We start from the raw sequence: 17,519 nt of genomic DNA, 5'->3' as shown, positions 1-17,519 counted from the left end.
GGCGCTTCGCCGTCCGCGTGTACGACCGGGGGAACCGTAGGGCAGGTGCTAGGCCCTGTCGTCAAATCCCCGCCTGCCCGGCGACGCCATGCACGCCCTCTCGCCGCACCGGGCCCCGACCCAAGTACGTCCAGTACGAGGGCCGAGGCCCGGCACGCCGAGAGCACGCTCCCCCAAGCTCTCGGCTTCGTCGAGCAGGGGGACCCCCATGACGCCGCAAGGCCCGCCCTCCGGGCGAACGACGGGGATTTGACGACAGGACCTAGGCCCGTGACCGGTGCGCCACGTAGGCCAGCGTCCCCAGCAGCAGTCGGGCGGCGGGTGGCTTCGACACCGAGTCCAGTGCCGGTGGCCGCAGCCAGCGCACCGGGCCGAGTCCGCCCCGGTCGGAGGGCGGCGCCGTGAGGTACGTGCCGGGGCCGAGGCCGTGCAGGTCGAGGGAGGACGGGTCGTCCCAGCCCATGCGGTAGAGCAGCGCGGGCAGTTCGGCGGTGGCGCCCGGGGCGACGAGGAACTGGGCGCGGCCGTCCGGTGTCGCGGTCACCGGGCCGAGGGGGAGGCCCATGCGTTCGAGGCGGACCAGGGCGCGGCGCCCGGCGGGTTCGGCGACCTCGATGACATCGAACGCCCGCCCGACCGGCAGCATCACCGAAGCACCCGGGAACTCGCCCCAGGCCTTGGTCACTTCGTCGAGCGTGGCCCCGGCGGAGATCTGGGGCGCGAACTCCAGCGGATGCGCGCCCGGCGCACCGCAGTCCGCCCGGCCGCACGAACAGACGCCCGCGGCGGCCCGCGCCCCCGGCACCACGTCCCAGCCCCACAGCCCGGTGAACTCGGCGACATCGGTGCACTCCGACGAACGGCCGCGCCGACGCGCGCCGGTGCGGATCTCGCGAATACCGCCGATCGTGAAGCCCATACCCCCTCCAACGGGTCCAGCGCGCCGGTGGTTACGCCACGGAACGGGACGGAAGCGGAAAGTGACTCCTTGTCACCAGAGGTGCCCACACTTGCTGAACGCAAGCGGCGCGCCGAGGTGACTTCGGTGGTGCACCCGGCGATGTGCGCCCCCGAGTGCACTCCTGCATCCACTCGTGGCCGTCCTGTGTCAAGTGAATCGCGCCTGGGCGACCGTGAGTTCATTCGAAGGGGTGGCGAATGGTGGCGTTTCCGGGATCGCCATGGCTGGACCCGTGATCGTAGGATTACTTTGAGTGCACGAGGCCTGGGGGCACATGCCCTCGTGGGTATGCCGGAGGCAAGTCGGCATCCCGTTCGAAGGATGAGAACCACCGGACGGGCGGCCCTGTTTGACGGCATTCTGATAGGGCTTGGCGCACTCGGCGACAAGTGGTCTCAGGGATGGGGGCGTTCCAGTGGGCGGCAACGGCGGTGGCGGGACGAACGCTGACAAGCGCCCCAATGAGCTGCTCGGCTCGTGGTTCGTGCGCAGTGGCTGGTCCAAGGGCGAGCTCGCCCGGCAAGTGAACCGGCGGGCACGCCAGTTGGGTGCCAATCACATCTCCACGGACACCTCCCGGGTGCGCCGCTGGCTGGACGGGGAGAACCCGCGCGAGCCGATCCCGAGAATCCTCTCCGAGCTGTTCTCCGAGCGCTTCGGCTGTGTCGTCTCCGTCGAGGACCTCGGCCTGCGGCCGGCCCGCCAGTCACCCTCCGCGACCGGGGTCGACCTGCCCTGGACGGGCCCGCAGACGGTGGCCCTGCTCAGCGAGTTCTCGCGCAGCGACCTCATGCTGGCGCGGCGCGGCTTCCTCGGGACCTCGCTGGCCCTGTCCGCGGGCCCGTCCCTCATCGAGCCCATGCAGCGCTGGCTCGTCCCCACGCCGTCCGGACCGCTCGCCGAGCCCGAGCCCGAGCCGTACCACGACTCCCGCCGCCCGGGCCGGCTGTCCAAGCCCGAGCTGGACCTGCTGGAGTCCACCACGGTGATGTTCCGCCAGTGGGACGCCCAGTGCGGCGGCGGCCTGCGCCGCAAGGCGGTCGTCGGCCAGCTGCACGAGGTCACCGACCTCCTCCAGGAGCCCCAGCCCGAGGCCACCAGCAGAAAACTCTTCAAGGTCGCCGCCGAGCTCGCCGAGCTGGCCGGCTGGATGAGTTACGACATCGGACTCCAGCCCACCGCGCAGAAGTACTTCGTGCTGGCTCTGCACGCCGCCAAGGAGGCGGGGGACAAGCCGCTCGGTTCGTACGTCCTGTCCAGCATGAGCCGCCAGATGATCCACCTCGGCCGGCCCGACGACGCCCTGGAGCTGATCCACCTCGCGCAGTACGGCAGCCGGGACTGCGCCAGCCCGCGGACCCAGTCCATGCTGTATGCGATGGAGGCCCGCGCCTACGCCAACATGGGCCAGCCCGGCAAGTGCAAGCGGGCCGTCCGGATGGCCGAGGACACCTTCGCCGAGGTCGACGAGTGGGACGATCCGGACCCCGACTGGATCCGCTTCTTCTCCGAGGCCGAGCTGTACGGCGAGAACTCCCACTCGTTCCGCGACCTGGCGTATGTCGCCGGCCGCAGCCCCACCTACGCCTCCCTGGCCGAGCCCCTGATGCAGCGGGCCGTGGAGCGGTTCGCGAACGACTCCGAGCACCAGCGGTCGTACGCACTGAACCTGATCGGCATGGCCACCGTGCATCTGCTGCGCCGCGAGCCCGAGCAGAGCACCGCCTATGCCTCCACGGCCATGGGCATCGCCAAGAAGGTCCGCTCCGAGCGGGTGAACACTCGTATCCGAAAGACCGTCGACACGGCCGTGCGCGAGTTCGGGCACCTGGCGGAGGTCATCGACCTCACCGAGCAGCTCGCCGTGGACCTCCCCGAGACCGCCGAGGCGGTCTGAGGCCCGGAAATCCGAAGGAAACCCATAGCCCCGGCCGCGGCCGGCCCTCCCGAACTGTCCGACTCGGCTCCCCCACGCCAGGTCCTCGGAAGGCCCGCCGCGGCCGGCTTCTTTTCCTTCAGAGAAGGTTGCGCCACGATAACGATCCCGCGGCCGGACATCTGGCAATTCATCGACGCGTAACACGCAGGGCGTCTTCGTCACCCCGGCGAAACAACGAGGGGCTTCCACCGAAACCGCGCTGCGCCAATCTCATGGCGCATAACCGGCCCACCCCTCACATGACCGGACCGCTCTCAGGCTTCGCCCGCACGGGGCCGTACCAACCGACGAGGAGACGCCGATGGCACCAGCCATCACGCTTGCCGCGGAGGCACCCAAGTTGTCCGCCGCGAACACAGGCTTCATGCTCATCTGTTCCGCCCTGGTTCTGATCATGACCCCGGGCCTGGCCTTCTTCTACGGGGGCATGGTCCGGGTCAAGAGCACCCTCAACATGCTGATGATGAGCTTCATCAGCATCGGGATCGTCACCATTCTCTGGGTGCTCTACGGCTTCTCCCTCGCCTTCGGCACGAACAACAGCCTCATCGGCTGGAACTCCGACTGGTTCGGCCTCAGCAACATCGGGCTGACGGAGCTCTGGGACGGCTACACCATCCCGATCTTCGTCTTCATGGTCTTCCAGATGATGTTCGCCATCATCACACCGGCCCTGATAAGCGGTGCCCTCGCGGACCGCGTCAAGTTCTCGGCGTGGGCGCTCTTCGTCGCCCTGTGGGTCACGATCGTCTACGTCCCGGTCGCCCACTGGGTCTGGGGTGCCGACGGCTGGGCCTTCAAGCTCGGCGTGATCGACTTCGCCGGTGGTACGGCGGTCCACATCAACGCGGGTGCCGGGGCCCTCGGCGTGATCCTGGTCATCGGCAAGCGCATCGGCTTCAAGAAGGACCCGATGCGCCCGCACAGCCTCCCGCTGGTCATGCTCGGCGCCGGTCTGCTGTGGTTCGGCTGGTTCGGCTTCAACGCCGGCTCGTGGCTCGGCAACGACGACGGCGTCGGTGCGCTGATGTTCGTCAACACGCAGGTCGCCACCGCCGCCGCCATGCTGGCCTGGCTCGCCTACGAGAAGATCCGGCACGGCGCGTTCACCACGCTGGGCGCCGCCTCCGGTGCGGTCGCCGGTCTGGTCGCGATCACCCCGTCCGGTGGCGCGGTCTCCCCGCTCGGCGCGATCGCCGTCGGAGCCATCGCCGGTGTCGCCTGCGCCGCGGCCGTCAGCCTGAAGTTCAAGTTCGGCTACGACGACTCCCTCGACGTCGTCGGCGTCCACATGGTCGGCGGAATCATCGGTTCCCTGCTCATCGGCTTCTTCGCCACCGGCAAGGGCCAGTCCACCGCGACGGGTGTCTTCTACGGCGACCACTCCTTCGACCAGCTGTGGAAGCAGTGCGCCGGTGTCTTCGCGGTCCTCGCCTACTCCCTGGTCGCCTCCGCGATCCTCGCCTTCCTCCTCGACAAGACCATCGGTATGCGGGTCACCGAGGACGAGGAGGTCTCCGGTATCGACCAGGCGGAGCACGCCGAGACCGCATACGACTTCAGCGGCACTGGCGGCGGTGTCGTCGGCAGCGCCTCCGCTGCCGCCCTGGCCGGTACGCAGAGCAAGAAGGTGGACGCATGAAGCTCATCACCGCCGTCGTGAAGCCGCACCGGCTCGACGAGATCAAGGAGGCCCTTCAGGCCTTCGGCGTCCACGGCCTGACGGTCACCGAGGCCAGCGGTTACGGTCGTCAGAGGGGCCACACCGAGGTCTACCGCGGTGCCGAGTACACGGTCGACCTGGTCCCCAAGATCCGCATCGAGGTGCTGGCCGAGGACGACGACGCCGAGCAGTTGATCGACGTCATCGTCAAGGCCGCACGTACCGGCAAGATCGGGGACGGCAAGGTCTGGTCCCTCCCGGTCGAGACCGCCGTACGGGTCCGGACCGGCGAGCGCGGTCCCGACGCGCTCTGAGCGGACACGCTCACCACAGAAGACGGACAGGAGTCGCCGGGTGACGAGTACCAATGTTCGGAAAGACGCAGAGGACTCGGGACCCAGCGGCTATGCGGCGGCCCGGCTGCGCCTCCTCACCGAGGGGGCGCCGTCCGGGCCGCCGCGCCGTGCGGCCCTCGCCGAACTGACGGACGAGTGGTTGACGGGACTGTTCACCGCGGCCGCCGAGGGACTGAAGGGCGTCTCGCTGGTGGCCGTCGGCGGCTACGGACGCGGCGAGCTGTCCCCGCGCAGCGATCTCGACCTCCTGCTGCTGCACGACGGCGGCGACAGCAAGGCGGTCGCCGCCCTCGCCGACCGTGTCTGGTACCCCGTCTGGGACCTGGGCCTCGCGCTCGACCACTCGGTCCGCACCCCAGCCGAGGCCCGCAGAACGGCCGGTGAGGACCTCAAGGTCCAGCTCGGTCTCCTCGACGCCCGGCACATCGCGGGCGACCTCGGCCTCACCGCCGGACTGCGCACGGCCGTCCTCGCCGACTGGCGCAACCAGGTTCCCAAGCGCCTCCCCGAACTCCAGGAGCTGTGCGACGAGCGCGCCGAGCGCCAGGGCGAGCTCCAGTACCTCCTGGAACCCGACCTCAAGGAGGCCCGCGGCGGCCTCCGGGACGTCACCGCCCTGCGCGCGGTCGCCGCGTCCTGGCTGGCCGACGCCCCCCGCGAGGGCCTCGCCGAGGCCCGGCGGCGCCTGCTCGACGTGCGCGACGCACTGCACCTGACCACCGGGCGGGCCACCGACCGGCTGGCCCTGCAGGAACAGGACCAGGTCGCGGCCGAACTGGGCCTGCTCGATGCCGACACCCTGCTGCGCCAGGTCTACGAGGCCGCGCGCGTCATCTCGTACGCCAGTGATGTCACCTGGCGTGAAGTGGGCCGCGTCCTGCGATCACGCGCCGTGCGCCCGCGGCTACGCGCCATGCTGGGCGGCGGCAAGCCCGTCGCCGAAAGGTCTCCGCTGGCCGAGGGCGTGGTGGAGCAGGACGGCGAGGTGGTCCTCGCCCGCGCCGCGCGCCCCGAACGCGACCCGGTGCTTCCCCTGCGCGCCGCGGCCGCCGCCGCACAGGCCGGCCTCCCGCTCTCCCTGCACGCCGTACGGCACCTGGCCGCCACCGCGCGCCCGCTGCCCACGCCCTGGCCCGCCGAGGCGCGCGAGCAGCTCGTGACCCTGCTCGGCTCGGGCCGCCCGACGGTCGACGTCTGGGAGGCGCTGGAGGCGGAAAGGCTGATCACACAACTGCTCCCGGACTGGGAGCGGGTCCGCTGCCGCCCGCAGCGCAACGCCGTCCACATCTGGACGGTCGACCGCCATCTCATCGAAACGGCGGTCCGCGCCTCCGAGCTGACCCGCCACGTCAGCCGCCCCGACCTCCTCCTGGTCTCCGCGCTGCTGCACGACATCGGCAAGGGCTGGCCCGGCGACCACTCGGTGGCCGGCGAGATCATCGCCAAGGACGTGGCGGCGCGCATCGGCTTCGACCGCGCGGACGTGGCGGTGCTCTCCACCCTCGTACGGCACCATCTGCTGCTGATCGAGACGGCCACCCGGCGCGACCTTGAGGACCCCGCCACCGTCCGCTCGGTCGCCGACGCGGTCGGCTCGCAGAGCACGCTGGAACTGCTGCACGCGCTGACCGAGGCGGACGCGCTGGCGACCGGCCCGGCCGCCTGGTCGTCCTGGCGCGGCTCCCTCGTTGCCGACCTGGTGAAACGGGTCTCGGCCGTGCTCGCCGGGGACGCCCCCGAGGAGCCCGAGCCCGCCGCGCCCACCGCGGAACAGGAACGGCTCGCCATCGAGGCGTTCCGCACCGGCGGCCCGGTGCTGGCCCTGCGCGCCCAGACCGAACCCCGGCCCGAGGACGAACCGACCGGGGAGCCCGAGCCCCTCGGCGTGGAGCTGGTCATCGCCGTACCGGACCAGCCGGGCGTGCTGCCCGCGGTGGCCGGTGTGCTCGCCGTGCACCGGCTGACCGTCCGCACCGCGGAACTGCGTGCCCTGCGCCTCCCGAACGACGTCGACGAAGGCTCCGTCCTGCTGCTGAACTGGCGGGTCGCGGCGGAGTACGGCTCCCTGCCGCAGGCGGCCCGGCTCCGCGCCGACCTGGTCCGCGCCCTGGACGGCTCCCTGGACATCGCGTCCCGCCTCGCCGAACGCGACGCGGCCTACCCGCGGCGCCGCGGCTGGGTGGCACCGCCCGCCCGCGTTGCGGTGGCCTCGGCGGCCTCCCGGCACGCCACCGTGATCGAGGTCCGTGCGCAGGACGCGCCGGGACTGCTGTTCCGTATCGGCCAGGCCCTGGAGGACGCGAGCGTACGGGTGCGCAGCGCCCATGTGAGCACGCTGGGCAGCAACGCCGTGGACGCCTTCTACGTCACCGGCACGGACAGCTCACCACTGCCCGGGGACGAGGCCGCCTCGGTGGCCCGGAAGCTGGAGGAGACGCTGCGGGCGTGATCCCGCGGCGACTTTCCGTCCCCGCCCGCCGAACCCAGCGGGCGGGGACGATTTGCTTGCGCGGCCAGATACCCTGGAGGGCAGCCCAAAACGACCCCGACCCCGAGGACCGACGCCACCGTGTTCGATACCCTCTCCGACCGCCTCAGCGCGACTTTCAAAAATCTCCGCGGCAAGGGGCGCCTCAGCGAGGCGGACATCGACGCCACGGCCCGCGAGATCCGCATTGCGCTCCTCGAAGCGGATGTGGCCCTGCCTGTCGTCCGGACGTTCATCAAGAACGTCAAGGAAAGGGCCCTCGGCGCCGAGGTCTCCCGGGCGCTGAACCCCGCCCAGCAGGTGCTCAAGATCGTCAACGACGAGCTCGTCACCATCCTGGGCGGCGAGACCCGGCGCCTGCGCTTCGCCAAGCAGCCTCCCACCGTGATCATGCTGGCGGGTCTGCAGGGTGCCGGTAAGACCACCCTCGCGGGCAAGCTGGGCCACTGGCTCAAGGGGCAGGGCCACTCGCCACTGCTCGTCGCCGCCGACCTCCAGCGCCCCAACGCCGTCAACCAGCTGAGCGTCGTCGCCGAGCGCGCCGGCGTCGCGGTCTTCGCGCCCGAGCCGGGCAACGGCGTCGGCGACCCGGTCAAGGTCGCCAAGGACTCCATCGAGCACGCGAAGACCAAGGTCCACGACATCGTGATCGTGGACACCGCCGGCCGCCTGGGCATCGACCAGGAGATGATGCAGCAGGCCGCGGACATCCGGGACGCCGTCTCCCCGGACGAGATCCTCTTCGTCGTCGACGCGATGATCGGTCAGGACGCCGTCAACACCGCGGAGGCCTTCCGCGACGGCGTCGGCTTCGACGGCGTGGTGCTCTCCAAGCTCGACGGTGACGCCCGCGGTGGTGCCGCCCTGTCGATCCGCCAGATCACCGGCAAGCCGATCATGTTCGCGTCGAACGGCGAGAAGCTCGACGACTTCGACGCGTTCCACCCTGACCGGATGGCCTCCCGCATCCTCGACATGGGTGACCTGCTCACCCTGATCGAGCAGGCGGAGAAGACGTTCAGCCAGGAAGAGGCCGAGAAGATGGCCTCCAAGCTGGCGTCCAAGAAGGGCCAGGACTTCACCCTGGACGACTTCCTGGCCCAGATGGAACAGGTCAGGAAGATGGGCAGCATCAGCAAGCTGCTCGGCATGCTCCCGGGCATGGGCCAGATCAAGGACCAGATCAACAACCTGGACGAGCGGGACGTCGACCGCACGGCCGCGATCATCAAGTCGATGACCCCGGGCGAGCGCCAGGAGCCGACGATCATCAACGGCTCCCGTCGCGCCCGTATCGCCAAGGGCTCCGGCGTCGAGGTCAGCGCCGTGAAGAACCTGGTCGAGCGGTTCTTCGAGGCCCGCAAGATGATGTCCCGCATGGCCCAGGGCGGCGGTATGCCCGGCATGCCGGGGATCCCGGGCATGGGCGGCGGACCCGGCCGCACCAAGAAGCAGCCGAAGAAGGCCAAGGGCAAGCAGCGCTCCGGCAACCCGATGAAGCGCAAGCAGCAGGAGCTGGAGGAGGCCCAGCGTCGCGAGGCGGCCGCTCAGGGCGGTGGCGCCTTCGGCCTGCCGCAGCAGGGCGGCAAGGACTTCGAGCTGCCGGACGAGTTCAAGAAGTTCATGGGCTGACCCGACGGTCACGGGCCGCCGCGGACCGACGTCGTACGGCACTGAGGGCGTCCTCCTTCGGGGAGGGCGCCCTCAGCGCGTGCCGCGGCCCGCTGTGTGCCGTAACGTCCAGATATGAGCAATGCCGCGCCGCCACGGAAAGACCCTGATCAGCCGTGGCGTACCGAAGGCACCCCGGACGAGTCGCCCCGGCGGCCCGGTGGCCGACGGATACGCGGGAAGTGGTGGGGCCTCGCCGTCACCGCGGTGATCGTCTTTCTGCTCGCCTACATCGGGCTGAACTACCTGGGCCAGGGCAACGAGCCGACGATCTCCTACACGGAGTTCAGCAGACAGGTCGGCGACGGCAACGTCGCCAAGATCTACTCCAAGGGCGACGCGATCCAGGGCGAGCTCAAGACGCCCCAGGCCAAGCCCAGCGGCGGTGGCCAGTACACCAAGTTCAGGACGCAGCGCCCGGCCTTCGCGGACGACAGGCTCTGGCAGAACCTGAGCAGTCATGGCGTCACGGTGACCGCGCAGCCCGTCGTGCAGGAGCGCAGTCTGCTGTCCAACCTGCTGATCTCGCTGGTGCCGATCGTGCTGCTGGTCGCCGTGTGGATCTTCTTCGCGCGGCGGATCGGCGGGGGACTGGGCGGTGCGGGCGGCATGCTCGGCCGCAAGGCCCCGCCCAAGCCGGTCGGGCTCCGGCCGGGCACCCAGCGCACGTCGTTCGCCGACGTGGCCGGCATCGACGAGGTCAAGGGCGAGCTGGACGACGTCGTCGACTTCCTGGAGAACCCCGACGCCTACCGCAGGATGGGTGCGAAGATGCCGCGCGGTGTGCTGCTCGCGGGCCCGCCCGGCACCGGCAAGACCCTGCTGGCGCGCGCGGTGGCGGGCGAGGCGGGCGTGCCGTTCTTCTCCGCCTCCGCCTCCGAGTTCATCGAGATGATCGTCGGTGTCGGCGCGTCCCGGGTCCGGGAGCTGTTCGCCGAGGCCCGCAAGGTGGCCCCGTCGATCATCTTCATCGACGAGATCGACACGATCGGCCGGCAGCGCGGCGGCGGCCCGTCGGTGAGCGGCCACGACGAGCGCGAGCAGACGCTGAACCAGATCCTCACGGAGATGGACGGCTTCTCCGGCTCGGAGGGCGTGGTCGTGGTGGCGGCGACGAACCGCGCCGACATCCTGGACCCGGCGCTGACCCGGCCCGGCCGCTTCGACCGGGTGGTCCATGTCTCCCCGCCGGACCGGGGCGGGCGCGAGGCGATCCTGCGCATCCACACCCGTGAGATCCCGCTCGATCCGAACGTCGACCTGGCCCAGGTGGCCCGGACCACCCCGGGTATGACAGGTGCGGATCTGGCCAATCTCGCCAACGAGGCAGCGCTGCTCGCGGTCAAGCGCAAGCAGGAGACGGTGACCCGGTCCGACCTGTCCGAGGCGCTGGAGAAGGTGCAGCTCGGTGCCGAGCGCACCCTCGTGATGCCCGAGGAGGACCGCCGGCGCACCGCCTACCACGAGAGCGGGCACGCCCTGCTCGGCATGCTGCAGCCCGGCGCCGACCCCGTCCGCAAGATCACCATCGTGCCGCGCGGCCGGGCGCTCGGCGTGACGATGTCGACCCCCGAGGTGGAGCGGTACGCGCACTCGGAGGGGTATCTGCGCGGCCGGATCATCGGCGCCCTGGGCGGTATGGCGGCGGAAGAGGTGGTTTACGGCGTCGTGACCACGGGCGCGGAGAACGACCTCGAACAGGTCACCGCCATCGCGCGCGGAATGGTGGCCCGCTGGGGCATGAGCGAGCGCATCGGCCGGCTCTCCGCCCTGCCGAGCGACGCCCAGCAGGCCTACGGACTCTCGGCCGCTCCGCAGACCCTCGACGCGATCGACGCCGAGATGCGCAGGATCGTCGACGAGTGCTACGAGGAGGCCCGCCGCAAGCTCCACGACCACCGCTCCCAGCTGGACGCCCTGACCGAGGCCCTGCTGGAGAACGAGACGCTGGAGGAGGCGGACGCGTACCGGATCGCGGGCATCACGCGCCTGACGAAGGACGCGGAGGCGTGAGGGACGCTCGGGGTGTGCGCGATGCTCGGGGCGTGCGTGATGCTCAGGGCGTGCGGGCGATCAGATAGCGGAACACGTTCGGCATCCACACCGTCCCGTCCGGCCGCTGGTACGGGTGCAGTGCCTCCGTCAGTTCCTTGTCCACCTGCTCCTGGTCCGTGGCCGCGATCGCCGCGTCGAACAGGCCCGTCGACAGCAGGCCGCGTACGGCGCTGTCGGGACCGGCGTACCCGAACGGACAGGCGACCCGGCCCGAACCGTCCGGCTTCAGCCCGGCCCGCTGGGCGACCTCCTCCAGGTCGTCGCGCAGGGCGGGGCGCCAACTGCCCGCGCTGCGCAGCGGATCGGCCAGTTTCGTGGCCACGCGCAGCACGGACGACGTGGCGCAGCGTTCCGGCGGACCCCAGCCGGCCAGCACCACCGGCGCTCCGCGCTCGGCGAGCGGTGTCGCGGAGGCGAGCAGCTCACCGAGTCCTTCCGAGTCGCCCGCCAGGCATCCGATCGGCTCGAAGGCCGTCACGAGGGTGTACGCGGGCGTCCTGGTGCCGGCCGCGTCCCCGGGTAAGCGCTCGACGATCCGGGTGGCCGCACGCGCGCGCGTGCCCCAGGTGTCGGGCAGCAGCCGGGCCCGTGCGAGGACGAGCCGTTCGGGACGGGCGGAGTCGACACCGGTGATGGCCGCTCCTCTGGAGGCCGCCATCAGCAGGGCGAGCCCGGAGCCGCAGCCGAGGCCCAGCAGCCTGCTGGCGGGGCCCACTTCAAGTCGCTCGTAGACGGCCTCGTAGAGCGGGACGAGCATCCGCTCCTGGATCTCGGACCAGTCACGCGCGCGTGCGTCCAGGTTCACGCGGGGTGCGGATCCCGCGTGAGACAGGGTGTGCCGCACGAGCGTTGGTGTCATAGGTAAGCGCCCCAATCCGCCGAGAGTTGGTGGTGTGCCCGATTCCGTGGCCCCCGTGATGTGCGCTCGCACTCCCCACGTATGTCAGGTAACTCCCGGCTCGCGGTGCCGTCCAGGGGTCGAGGGGCCCTGCTTGTGGGTTCGCGGCACACGTGGCGAGATTTCACATGCCCGCAACCTGAGCCCATACCATCGGGCCATGGCAAAGGCATCCATTCTCACCCCCAGGGCGGACGACTTTCCGCGCTGGTACCAGGATCTGATCGCCAAGGCCGAGCTGGCCGACAACGGGCCGGTGCGCGGCACCATGGTGATCCGACCGTACGGTTACGGGCTGTGGGAGCGGATGCAGGCGGAGATGGACGCCCGCATCAAGGAGACGGGCACTCAGAACGCGTACTTCCCGCTGCTGATCCCGCAGTCGTACCTCACCAGGGAGGCCGACCACGTCGAGGGGTTCGCGCCCGAACTCGCGGTGGTCACGCACGGCGGCGGCAAGGAGCTGGAGGAGCCGGCGGTCGTCCGTCCCACGTCGGAGACCATCATCAACGAGTACTTCTCGAAGTGGGTGCAGAGCTACCGGGACCTGCCGCTGCTCATCAACCAGTGGGCGAACGTGGTCCGTTGGGAGCTGCGCCCGCGTCTCTTCCTGCGCACCTCCGAGTTCCTGTGGCAGGAGGGACACACCGCGCACGCCACGTACGAGGAGGCGCGCGAGTTCGCCGCGCGCATCCAGCGCGACGTCTACGGGGACTTCCTGGAGAACGTCCTCGCGACGGACTTCGTCTCCGGCCGCAAGACGGTCAAGGAGCGTTTCGCGGGCGCCGTCAACACCCTCACGCTCGAAAGCATGATGGGGGACGGCAAGGCCCTGCAGATGGTCACCAGCCACGAACTGGGCCAGAACTTCGCCAAGCCGTTCAACACCCGGTATCTGTCCAAGGACGGTACGCAGGAGTACGTCTGGCAGACCTCCTGGGGCTCGACGACCCGCATGATCGGCGCGCTGGTGATGACGCACGGCGACGACAACGGTCTGCGGGTCCCGCCGCGGCTGGCGCAGATCCAGGCGGTCGTCCTCGCGATCAAGGGCGAGGAGACGGTTCTGGCCAAGGTCCGTGAGATCGGCGAGCGGCTCAGGGCGGCGGGCATCCGGGTCCACGTGGACGACCGCACCGACATCCCCTTCGGCCGCCGCGCCGTCGACTGGGAACTGAAGGGCGTGCCCGTCCGCATCGAGATCGGACCCCGTGACCTGGAGAACGGCACGGCGATGCTGGTCCGCCGTATCCCGGGCGGCAAGGAGCCGGTGGCCCTGGACACCCTGGCCGGGCTCCTCCCGACGATCCTCCAGGAGGATCAGGCGCTGCTGCTGAAGCAGTCCCGGGAGCGCCGCGAGTCCCGCACCGCGGACGTCTCGACGATCGAGGAGGCCGTCGAGGCGGTCACCGCCGGCGGCTGGGCGCGCATCCCGTGGGGCACGCTCGGCGAGGAGGGCGAGGCCGGGCTGGCCGAGCACGCGATGACCGTACGGTGTCTGCTCGCCGAGGACGGGTCGGTGCCCGAGGACGGGGACGCCCCGAGTAACGTCGCGGTCGTCGCGCGCGCTTACTGAAGTAGCGACCTTGGGCACGAGAGCGACCGAAACGTCTCTTGCGCAACCGCCGACCACAGCCGCCACGGCGCGCGGACCGGATCTACGCGCAGATCAACAATGCGGCCCGAAGGGCCTCCGTTGAGGGTGGTGGTGGGAGACGGGTGTGCGTACGTCAGACTACGCACCAGCTTGGTATGAGCTGTGAGGCTTCTCCGCAGATCAGCGCACCCGCCCTCGTCAGGACGCATCAGCGGCAACTGACGGGTAAGTGCAAATTATTTGGGATGCCCCGGAATCGGAACACTGGAGCCCTCAGGCTCGTTGTCATTACGTGAGCACGACACAGACACCACCTGTTCTCGCCGCAGAGCTGGCAGAGGCGTGGGCCGACATTCAGCGGTACCACCCCGAACTGCCCGACCTTGCCGCGCCAGAGTCCCTGATCGGGGAGTCGTCGTCCGCCTGCGGTCACGAGCTCTCCTTCGAACGACTGCTCCACGAGGCAGTCCATGGCATCGCAGCCGCGCGCGGGGTCCGCGACACCTCCCGCGCCGGCCGGTACCACAACCGCAGGTTCCTCGCGATCGCCGAGGAACTGGGCCTGGACCACCCCGACGAACCGCATCCCAGCAGTGGCTTCTCCCTGGTCGCGCTGAACGCCGAGGCGAAGCGGCGTTACCGGCCGACGATCGAACGCCTTCAGCGCGCCCTGAAGGCCCACACGGTGGCCACGTCCGCCGACACCACCCGTACCTTCCGCGGCCCGGCCGCCCGCCACGGCTCCTCCGGCGGCGGCGTCCGCGTCAAGGCGGTCTGCGACTGCGGCCGCAACGTCCGGGTGGTTCCGTCGGTCCTGGCCCAGGCCCCGATCGTGTGCGGCGGCTGCGGAAAGCCGTTCCGCATCCCGGAGGTCGTGGGAGCGGCGGCGAGCTGAGGCTGCGACTGCTCGTGGCAGTCGCAGTCGCAGTCACAGTCGGCAGGTCGCCGGTGCCGAGTGGCGCACCCGACGTACGGTCACCTCCGCGCCGGGTGCCCCATAGGCATGCCCAAGATCACCCGCCCGGACCCCTCGGCCAAAAGCGACCCGCAGGGTGTGGCACAATGGCTAGCTGTACTCGACAGCCGCACAGGACCCCTCTCTCCTCCGGCTGACGCGTCCATCGGGCACTCGGGTACCGCAACCCCACGCGGCAGTCTCGCCGTGCCCAACCACGTCAAATCCAGGAGAATCCACTCCCGTGGCAGTCAAGATCAAGCTGAAGCGTCTGGGCAAGATCCGTTCGCCTCACTACCGCATCGTCGTCGCCGACTCCCGCACCCGTCGTGACGGCCGTGCGATCGAGGAGATCGGCAAGTACCACCCGACCTACAACCCGTCGGTCATGGAGGTGGACGCCGAGCGTGTGGCGTACTGGCTGGGTGTCGGCGCGCAGCCGACCGAGCCCGTCCTCGCCATCCTGAAGAAGACCGGCGACTGGCAGAAGTTCAAGGGCGAGCCCGCCCCGGCGCCGCTGCTCGTCGCCGCGCCGAAGGCCACGCGTCCGTCGTTCGAGGCTCTCGGCGGTGACGACGAGGGCAAGGGTGAGGCCATCACCCAGAAGAAGAAGGCTGAGAAGAAGGACGAGGCCGCGGCTGAGTCCGAGTCGACCGAGGCCTGAGCAGCATGCTCGAAGAGGCGCTTGAGCACCTCGTGAAGGGCATCGTCGACAACCCTGACGATGTGCAGGTCGCCTCGCGCAACCTGCGCCGCGGGCGCGTTCTCGAGGTCCGGGTCCACCCCGACGACCTCGGCAAGGTGATCGGCCGCAACGGCCGCACCGCGCGCGCCCTGCGCACCGTCGTGGGCGCCATCGGCGGCCGCGGTGTCCGTGTCGACCTCGTCGACGTGGACCACGTCCGCTGACGTTTCGCAGCACCGGCTCGGGCCGGGGAGGGCCACTGGGCCGTCCCCGGCCCGCAGTCGTATGACAGGAGAGCAAGCACAGTGCAGCTGGTAGTCGCACGGATCGGTCGTGCCCATGGCATCAAGGGCGAGGTCACCGTGGAGGTCCGTACCGACGAGCCGGAACTCAGGCTCGGCCCCGGCGCCGTACTCGCCACCGATCCCGCCTCCGCGGGGCCGCTGACCATCGCGGCCGGCCGGGTGCACAGCGGTCGGCTCCTCCTGCGGTTCGACGGGGTCGACGATCGCACCGCCGCCGAGGCGCTCCGCAACACGCTCCTGATCGCCGAGGTCGACCCCGACGAGCTCCCCGAAGACGAGGACGAGTACTACGACCACCAGCTCATCGACCTCGACGTGGTGACCGAGGACGGCATGGAGGTCGGCCGGATCACGGAGATCTCGCACCTGCCCTCGCAGGACCTGTTCATCGTGGAGCGGCCGGACGGGACCGAGGTCATGATCCCGTTCGTCCAGGAGATCGTCACCGAGATCGACCTGGAGGAGCAGCGGGCGGTCGTCTCCCCGCCGCCGGGCCTGATCGACGACCGGGCCGAGATCGCCTCCTCCCGGGAACCGGCGGAGGGCTCCGCGCAGGAGCCGGCGCAGGACTCCGCGCAGGACTCCGCGCAGGACTCGGCGGGAGAAGCGTCCTGATGCGCCTCGACGTCGTCACGATCTTCCCCGAGTACCTGGAGCCGCTGAACGTCTCCCTGGTCGGCAAGGCACGCGCGCGTGGGCAGCTGAACGTGCACGTGCACGACCTGCGGTCCTGGACGTACGACCGGCACAACACGGTCGACGACACGCCGTACGGCGGCGGTCCCGGCATGGTCATGAAGACCGACCCCTGGGGCGACGCCCTGGACTCCGTCCTCGCCGACGGCTACGAGACGGGCTCCCACGCGCCCGCGCTGATCGTCCCCACCCCCAGCGGCCGCCCGTTCACCCAGGAACTGGCCGTGGAGCTCTCCGAGCGCCCCTGGCTGATCTTCACGCCGGCCCGCTACGAGGGCATCGACCGGCGCGTCATGGACGAGTACGCCACCCGGATACCGGTGTACGAGGTTTCCATCGGCGACTACGTCCTGGCCGGTGGCGAGGCGGCCGTACTCGTCGTCACGGAGGCCGTCGCCCGGCTGCTGCCCGGCGTCCTCGGCAACGCCGAGTCCCACCGGGACGACTCCTTCGCGCCCGGCGCGATGGCGAGCCTCCTGGAGGGGCCCGTCTACACCAAGCCGCCCGTCTGGCGCGGCCGGGACATCCCGGACGTGCTGCTCAGCGGCCACCACGGCAAGATCGCCCGCTGGCGTCGGGACGAGGCACTCAGGCGTACGTCGGCCAACCGGCCCGATCTGATCGAGCGCTGCGACCCCAAGGCCTTCGACAAGAAGGACCGCGAGATGCTCTCCATCCTGGGCTGGGCCCCGGACCCGGACGGGGAGCCGTACGGCCGATTTTGGCGCAGGCCAGAGGGCATGGAAGAATAGACCGCTGCTGTGCGTCCGTCCGGCGAGCGCCCCTGCCACGGGGGGACACGACGACCGCCCCGACCCGCACGGCAGTCCTCATGGAAACCTAGTTCCCGTTGATGACCTGTGGCATCAGCGAAGAAAGCAGACGAAATGTCTCACCTGCTCGACTCCGTCGACTCCGCGTCGCTGCGCAGCGACATCCCGGCCTTCCGTCCGGGTGACACCGTCAACGTCCACGTCCGCGTCATCGAGGGCAACCGCTCCCGTGTGCAGCAGTTCAAGGGCGTTGTGATCCGCCGTCAGGGCTCCGGTGTCCGTGAGACCTTCACGGTCCGCAAGGTCTCGTTCTCCGTCGGCGTCGAGCGCACCTTCCCGGTGCACACCCCGATCGTCGAGAAGATCGAGCTCGTCACCCGTGGTGACGTGCGTCGCGCGAAGCTGTACTACCTGCGCGAGCTGCGTGGCAAGGCCGCGAAGATCAAGGAGAAGCGCGAGAGCTGAGCGCTTCCCGGA

15 protein-coding genes are annotated in these 17,519 nt (G+C 70.2%); 13 read left to right on the top strand and 2 right to left on the bottom strand.

Annotation, left to right across the window (positions count from 1 at the left end; genetic code table 11):
- Nucleotides 1-262: 262 nt before the first annotated feature.
- Nucleotides 263-919, bottom strand: a complete 657-nt coding sequence (locus tag ACFY1J_RS34480; RefSeq protein WP_390712560.1) for a bifunctional DNA primase/polymerase — start codon at nt 917-919, stop codon at nt 263-265.
- Between the two features lie 457 nt (nt 920-1,376).
- On the opposite strand from ACFY1J_RS34480, the gene ACFY1J_RS34475 reads away from it, so the two are divergent.
- From ACFY1J_RS34475 to ftsH, 6 genes are all read left to right on the top strand, one after another.
- Nucleotides 1,377-2,858 carry a hypothetical protein gene (locus ACFY1J_RS34475; protein ID WP_390712561.1) on the top strand — a complete coding sequence of 494 codons (1,482 nt, stop codon included), beginning with the start codon at nt 1,377-1,379 and terminating at the stop codon, nt 2,856-2,858.
- 343 nt (nt 2,859-3,201) lie between these two features.
- On the top strand, nt 3,202-4,542 hold the full coding sequence (locus ACFY1J_RS34470; RefSeq protein ID WP_390712562.1) for an ammonium transporter: 1,341 nt from the start codon (nt 3,202-3,204) through the stop codon (nt 4,540-4,542).
- A complete protein-coding gene (locus tag ACFY1J_RS34465; RefSeq protein WP_003997576.1) occupies nt 4,539-4,877 on the top strand; it encodes a P-II family nitrogen regulator in 339 nt (112 codons plus the stop codon). Before ACFY1J_RS34470 ends, ACFY1J_RS34465 begins: the two co-directional genes overlap by 4 nt.
- Nucleotides 4,878-4,917: 40 nt before the next feature.
- Nucleotides 4,918-7,368, top strand: a complete 2,451-nt coding sequence (locus ACFY1J_RS34460; RefSeq protein WP_390712563.1) for a [protein-PII] uridylyltransferase — start codon at nt 4,918-4,920, stop codon at nt 7,366-7,368.
- A gap of 120 nt (nt 7,369-7,488) precedes the next feature.
- Nucleotides 7,489-9,039, top strand: a complete 1,551-nt coding sequence (gene ffh / locus ACFY1J_RS34455) for a signal recognition particle protein (protein ID WP_390712564.1) — start codon at nt 7,489-7,491, stop codon at nt 9,037-9,039.
- 114 nt (nt 9,040-9,153) lie between these two features.
- Nucleotides 9,154-11,091: an ATP-dependent zinc metalloprotease FtsH gene (ftsH, locus tag ACFY1J_RS34450; RefSeq protein ID WP_390712565.1), complete on the top strand. Its 1,938-nt coding sequence runs from the start codon at nt 9,154-9,156 to the stop codon at nt 11,089-11,091.
- A 43-nt stretch (nt 11,092-11,134) separates the two neighbouring features.
- Here the strand turns inward: ftsH and ACFY1J_RS34445 are convergent, their stop codons facing one another.
- Nucleotides 11,135-11,992 carry an SAM-dependent methyltransferase gene (locus tag ACFY1J_RS34445; protein WP_390712566.1) on the bottom strand — a complete coding sequence of 286 codons (858 nt, stop codon included), beginning with the start codon at nt 11,990-11,992 and terminating at the stop codon, nt 11,135-11,137.
- Between the two features lie 199 nt (nt 11,993-12,191).
- Here ACFY1J_RS34445 and proS point away from each other — a divergent pair, with 199 nt between their 5' ends.
- The 7 genes from proS to rplS all read left to right on the top strand — a co-directional run bounded on the left by proS (nt 12,192) and on the right by rplS (nt 17,507).
- On the top strand, nt 12,192-13,607 hold the full coding sequence (gene proS / locus ACFY1J_RS34440; RefSeq protein WP_390712567.1) for a proline--tRNA ligase: 1,416 nt from the start codon (nt 12,192-12,194) through the stop codon (nt 13,605-13,607).
- A gap of 313 nt (nt 13,608-13,920) precedes the next feature.
- Nucleotides 13,921-14,523, top strand: a complete 603-nt coding sequence (locus tag ACFY1J_RS34435) for a hypothetical protein (RefSeq protein WP_390732579.1) — start codon at nt 13,921-13,923, stop codon at nt 14,521-14,523.
- 304 nt (nt 14,524-14,827) lie between these two features.
- On the top strand, nt 14,828-15,247 hold the full coding sequence (gene rpsP / locus ACFY1J_RS34430) for a 30S ribosomal protein S16 (protein WP_390712568.1): 420 nt from the start codon (nt 14,828-14,830) through the stop codon (nt 15,245-15,247).
- A 5-nt stretch (nt 15,248-15,252) separates the two neighbouring features.
- Nucleotides 15,253-15,492 (top strand): RNA-binding protein, encoded by a 240-nt coding sequence (locus tag ACFY1J_RS34425; protein WP_003973401.1) that lies wholly within the window; start codon nt 15,253-15,255, stop codon nt 15,490-15,492.
- Between the two features lie 81 nt (nt 15,493-15,573).
- The gene (rimM, locus tag ACFY1J_RS34420; RefSeq protein ID WP_390712569.1) at nt 15,574-16,188 is read left to right on the top strand and encodes a ribosome maturation factor RimM; all 615 of its coding nucleotides are present in this window, start codon (nt 15,574-15,576) and stop codon (nt 16,186-16,188) included.
- Nucleotides 16,188-17,021 (top strand): tRNA (guanosine(37)-N1)-methyltransferase TrmD, encoded by an 834-nt coding sequence (trmD, locus tag ACFY1J_RS34415; RefSeq protein ID WP_263213190.1) that lies wholly within the window; start codon nt 16,188-16,190, stop codon nt 17,019-17,021. The genes rimM and trmD overlap by 1 nt, the downstream gene beginning before the upstream one ends.
- A 135-nt stretch (nt 17,022-17,156) precedes the next feature.
- Entirely contained in the window at nt 17,157-17,507 is a 351-nt protein-coding gene (gene rplS, locus ACFY1J_RS34410) for a 50S ribosomal protein L19 (RefSeq protein WP_030612790.1), read from the top strand.
- Nucleotides 17,508-17,519 lie beyond the last annotated feature (12 nt).

The sequence above is a fragment of the Streptomyces sp. NPDC001406 genome (assembly GCF_042895285.1).
Taxonomy (GTDB): Bacteria; Actinomycetota; Actinomycetes; order Streptomycetales; family Streptomycetaceae; genus Streptomyces.
This window is presented reverse-complemented; position numbering and strand designations above follow the sequence as displayed.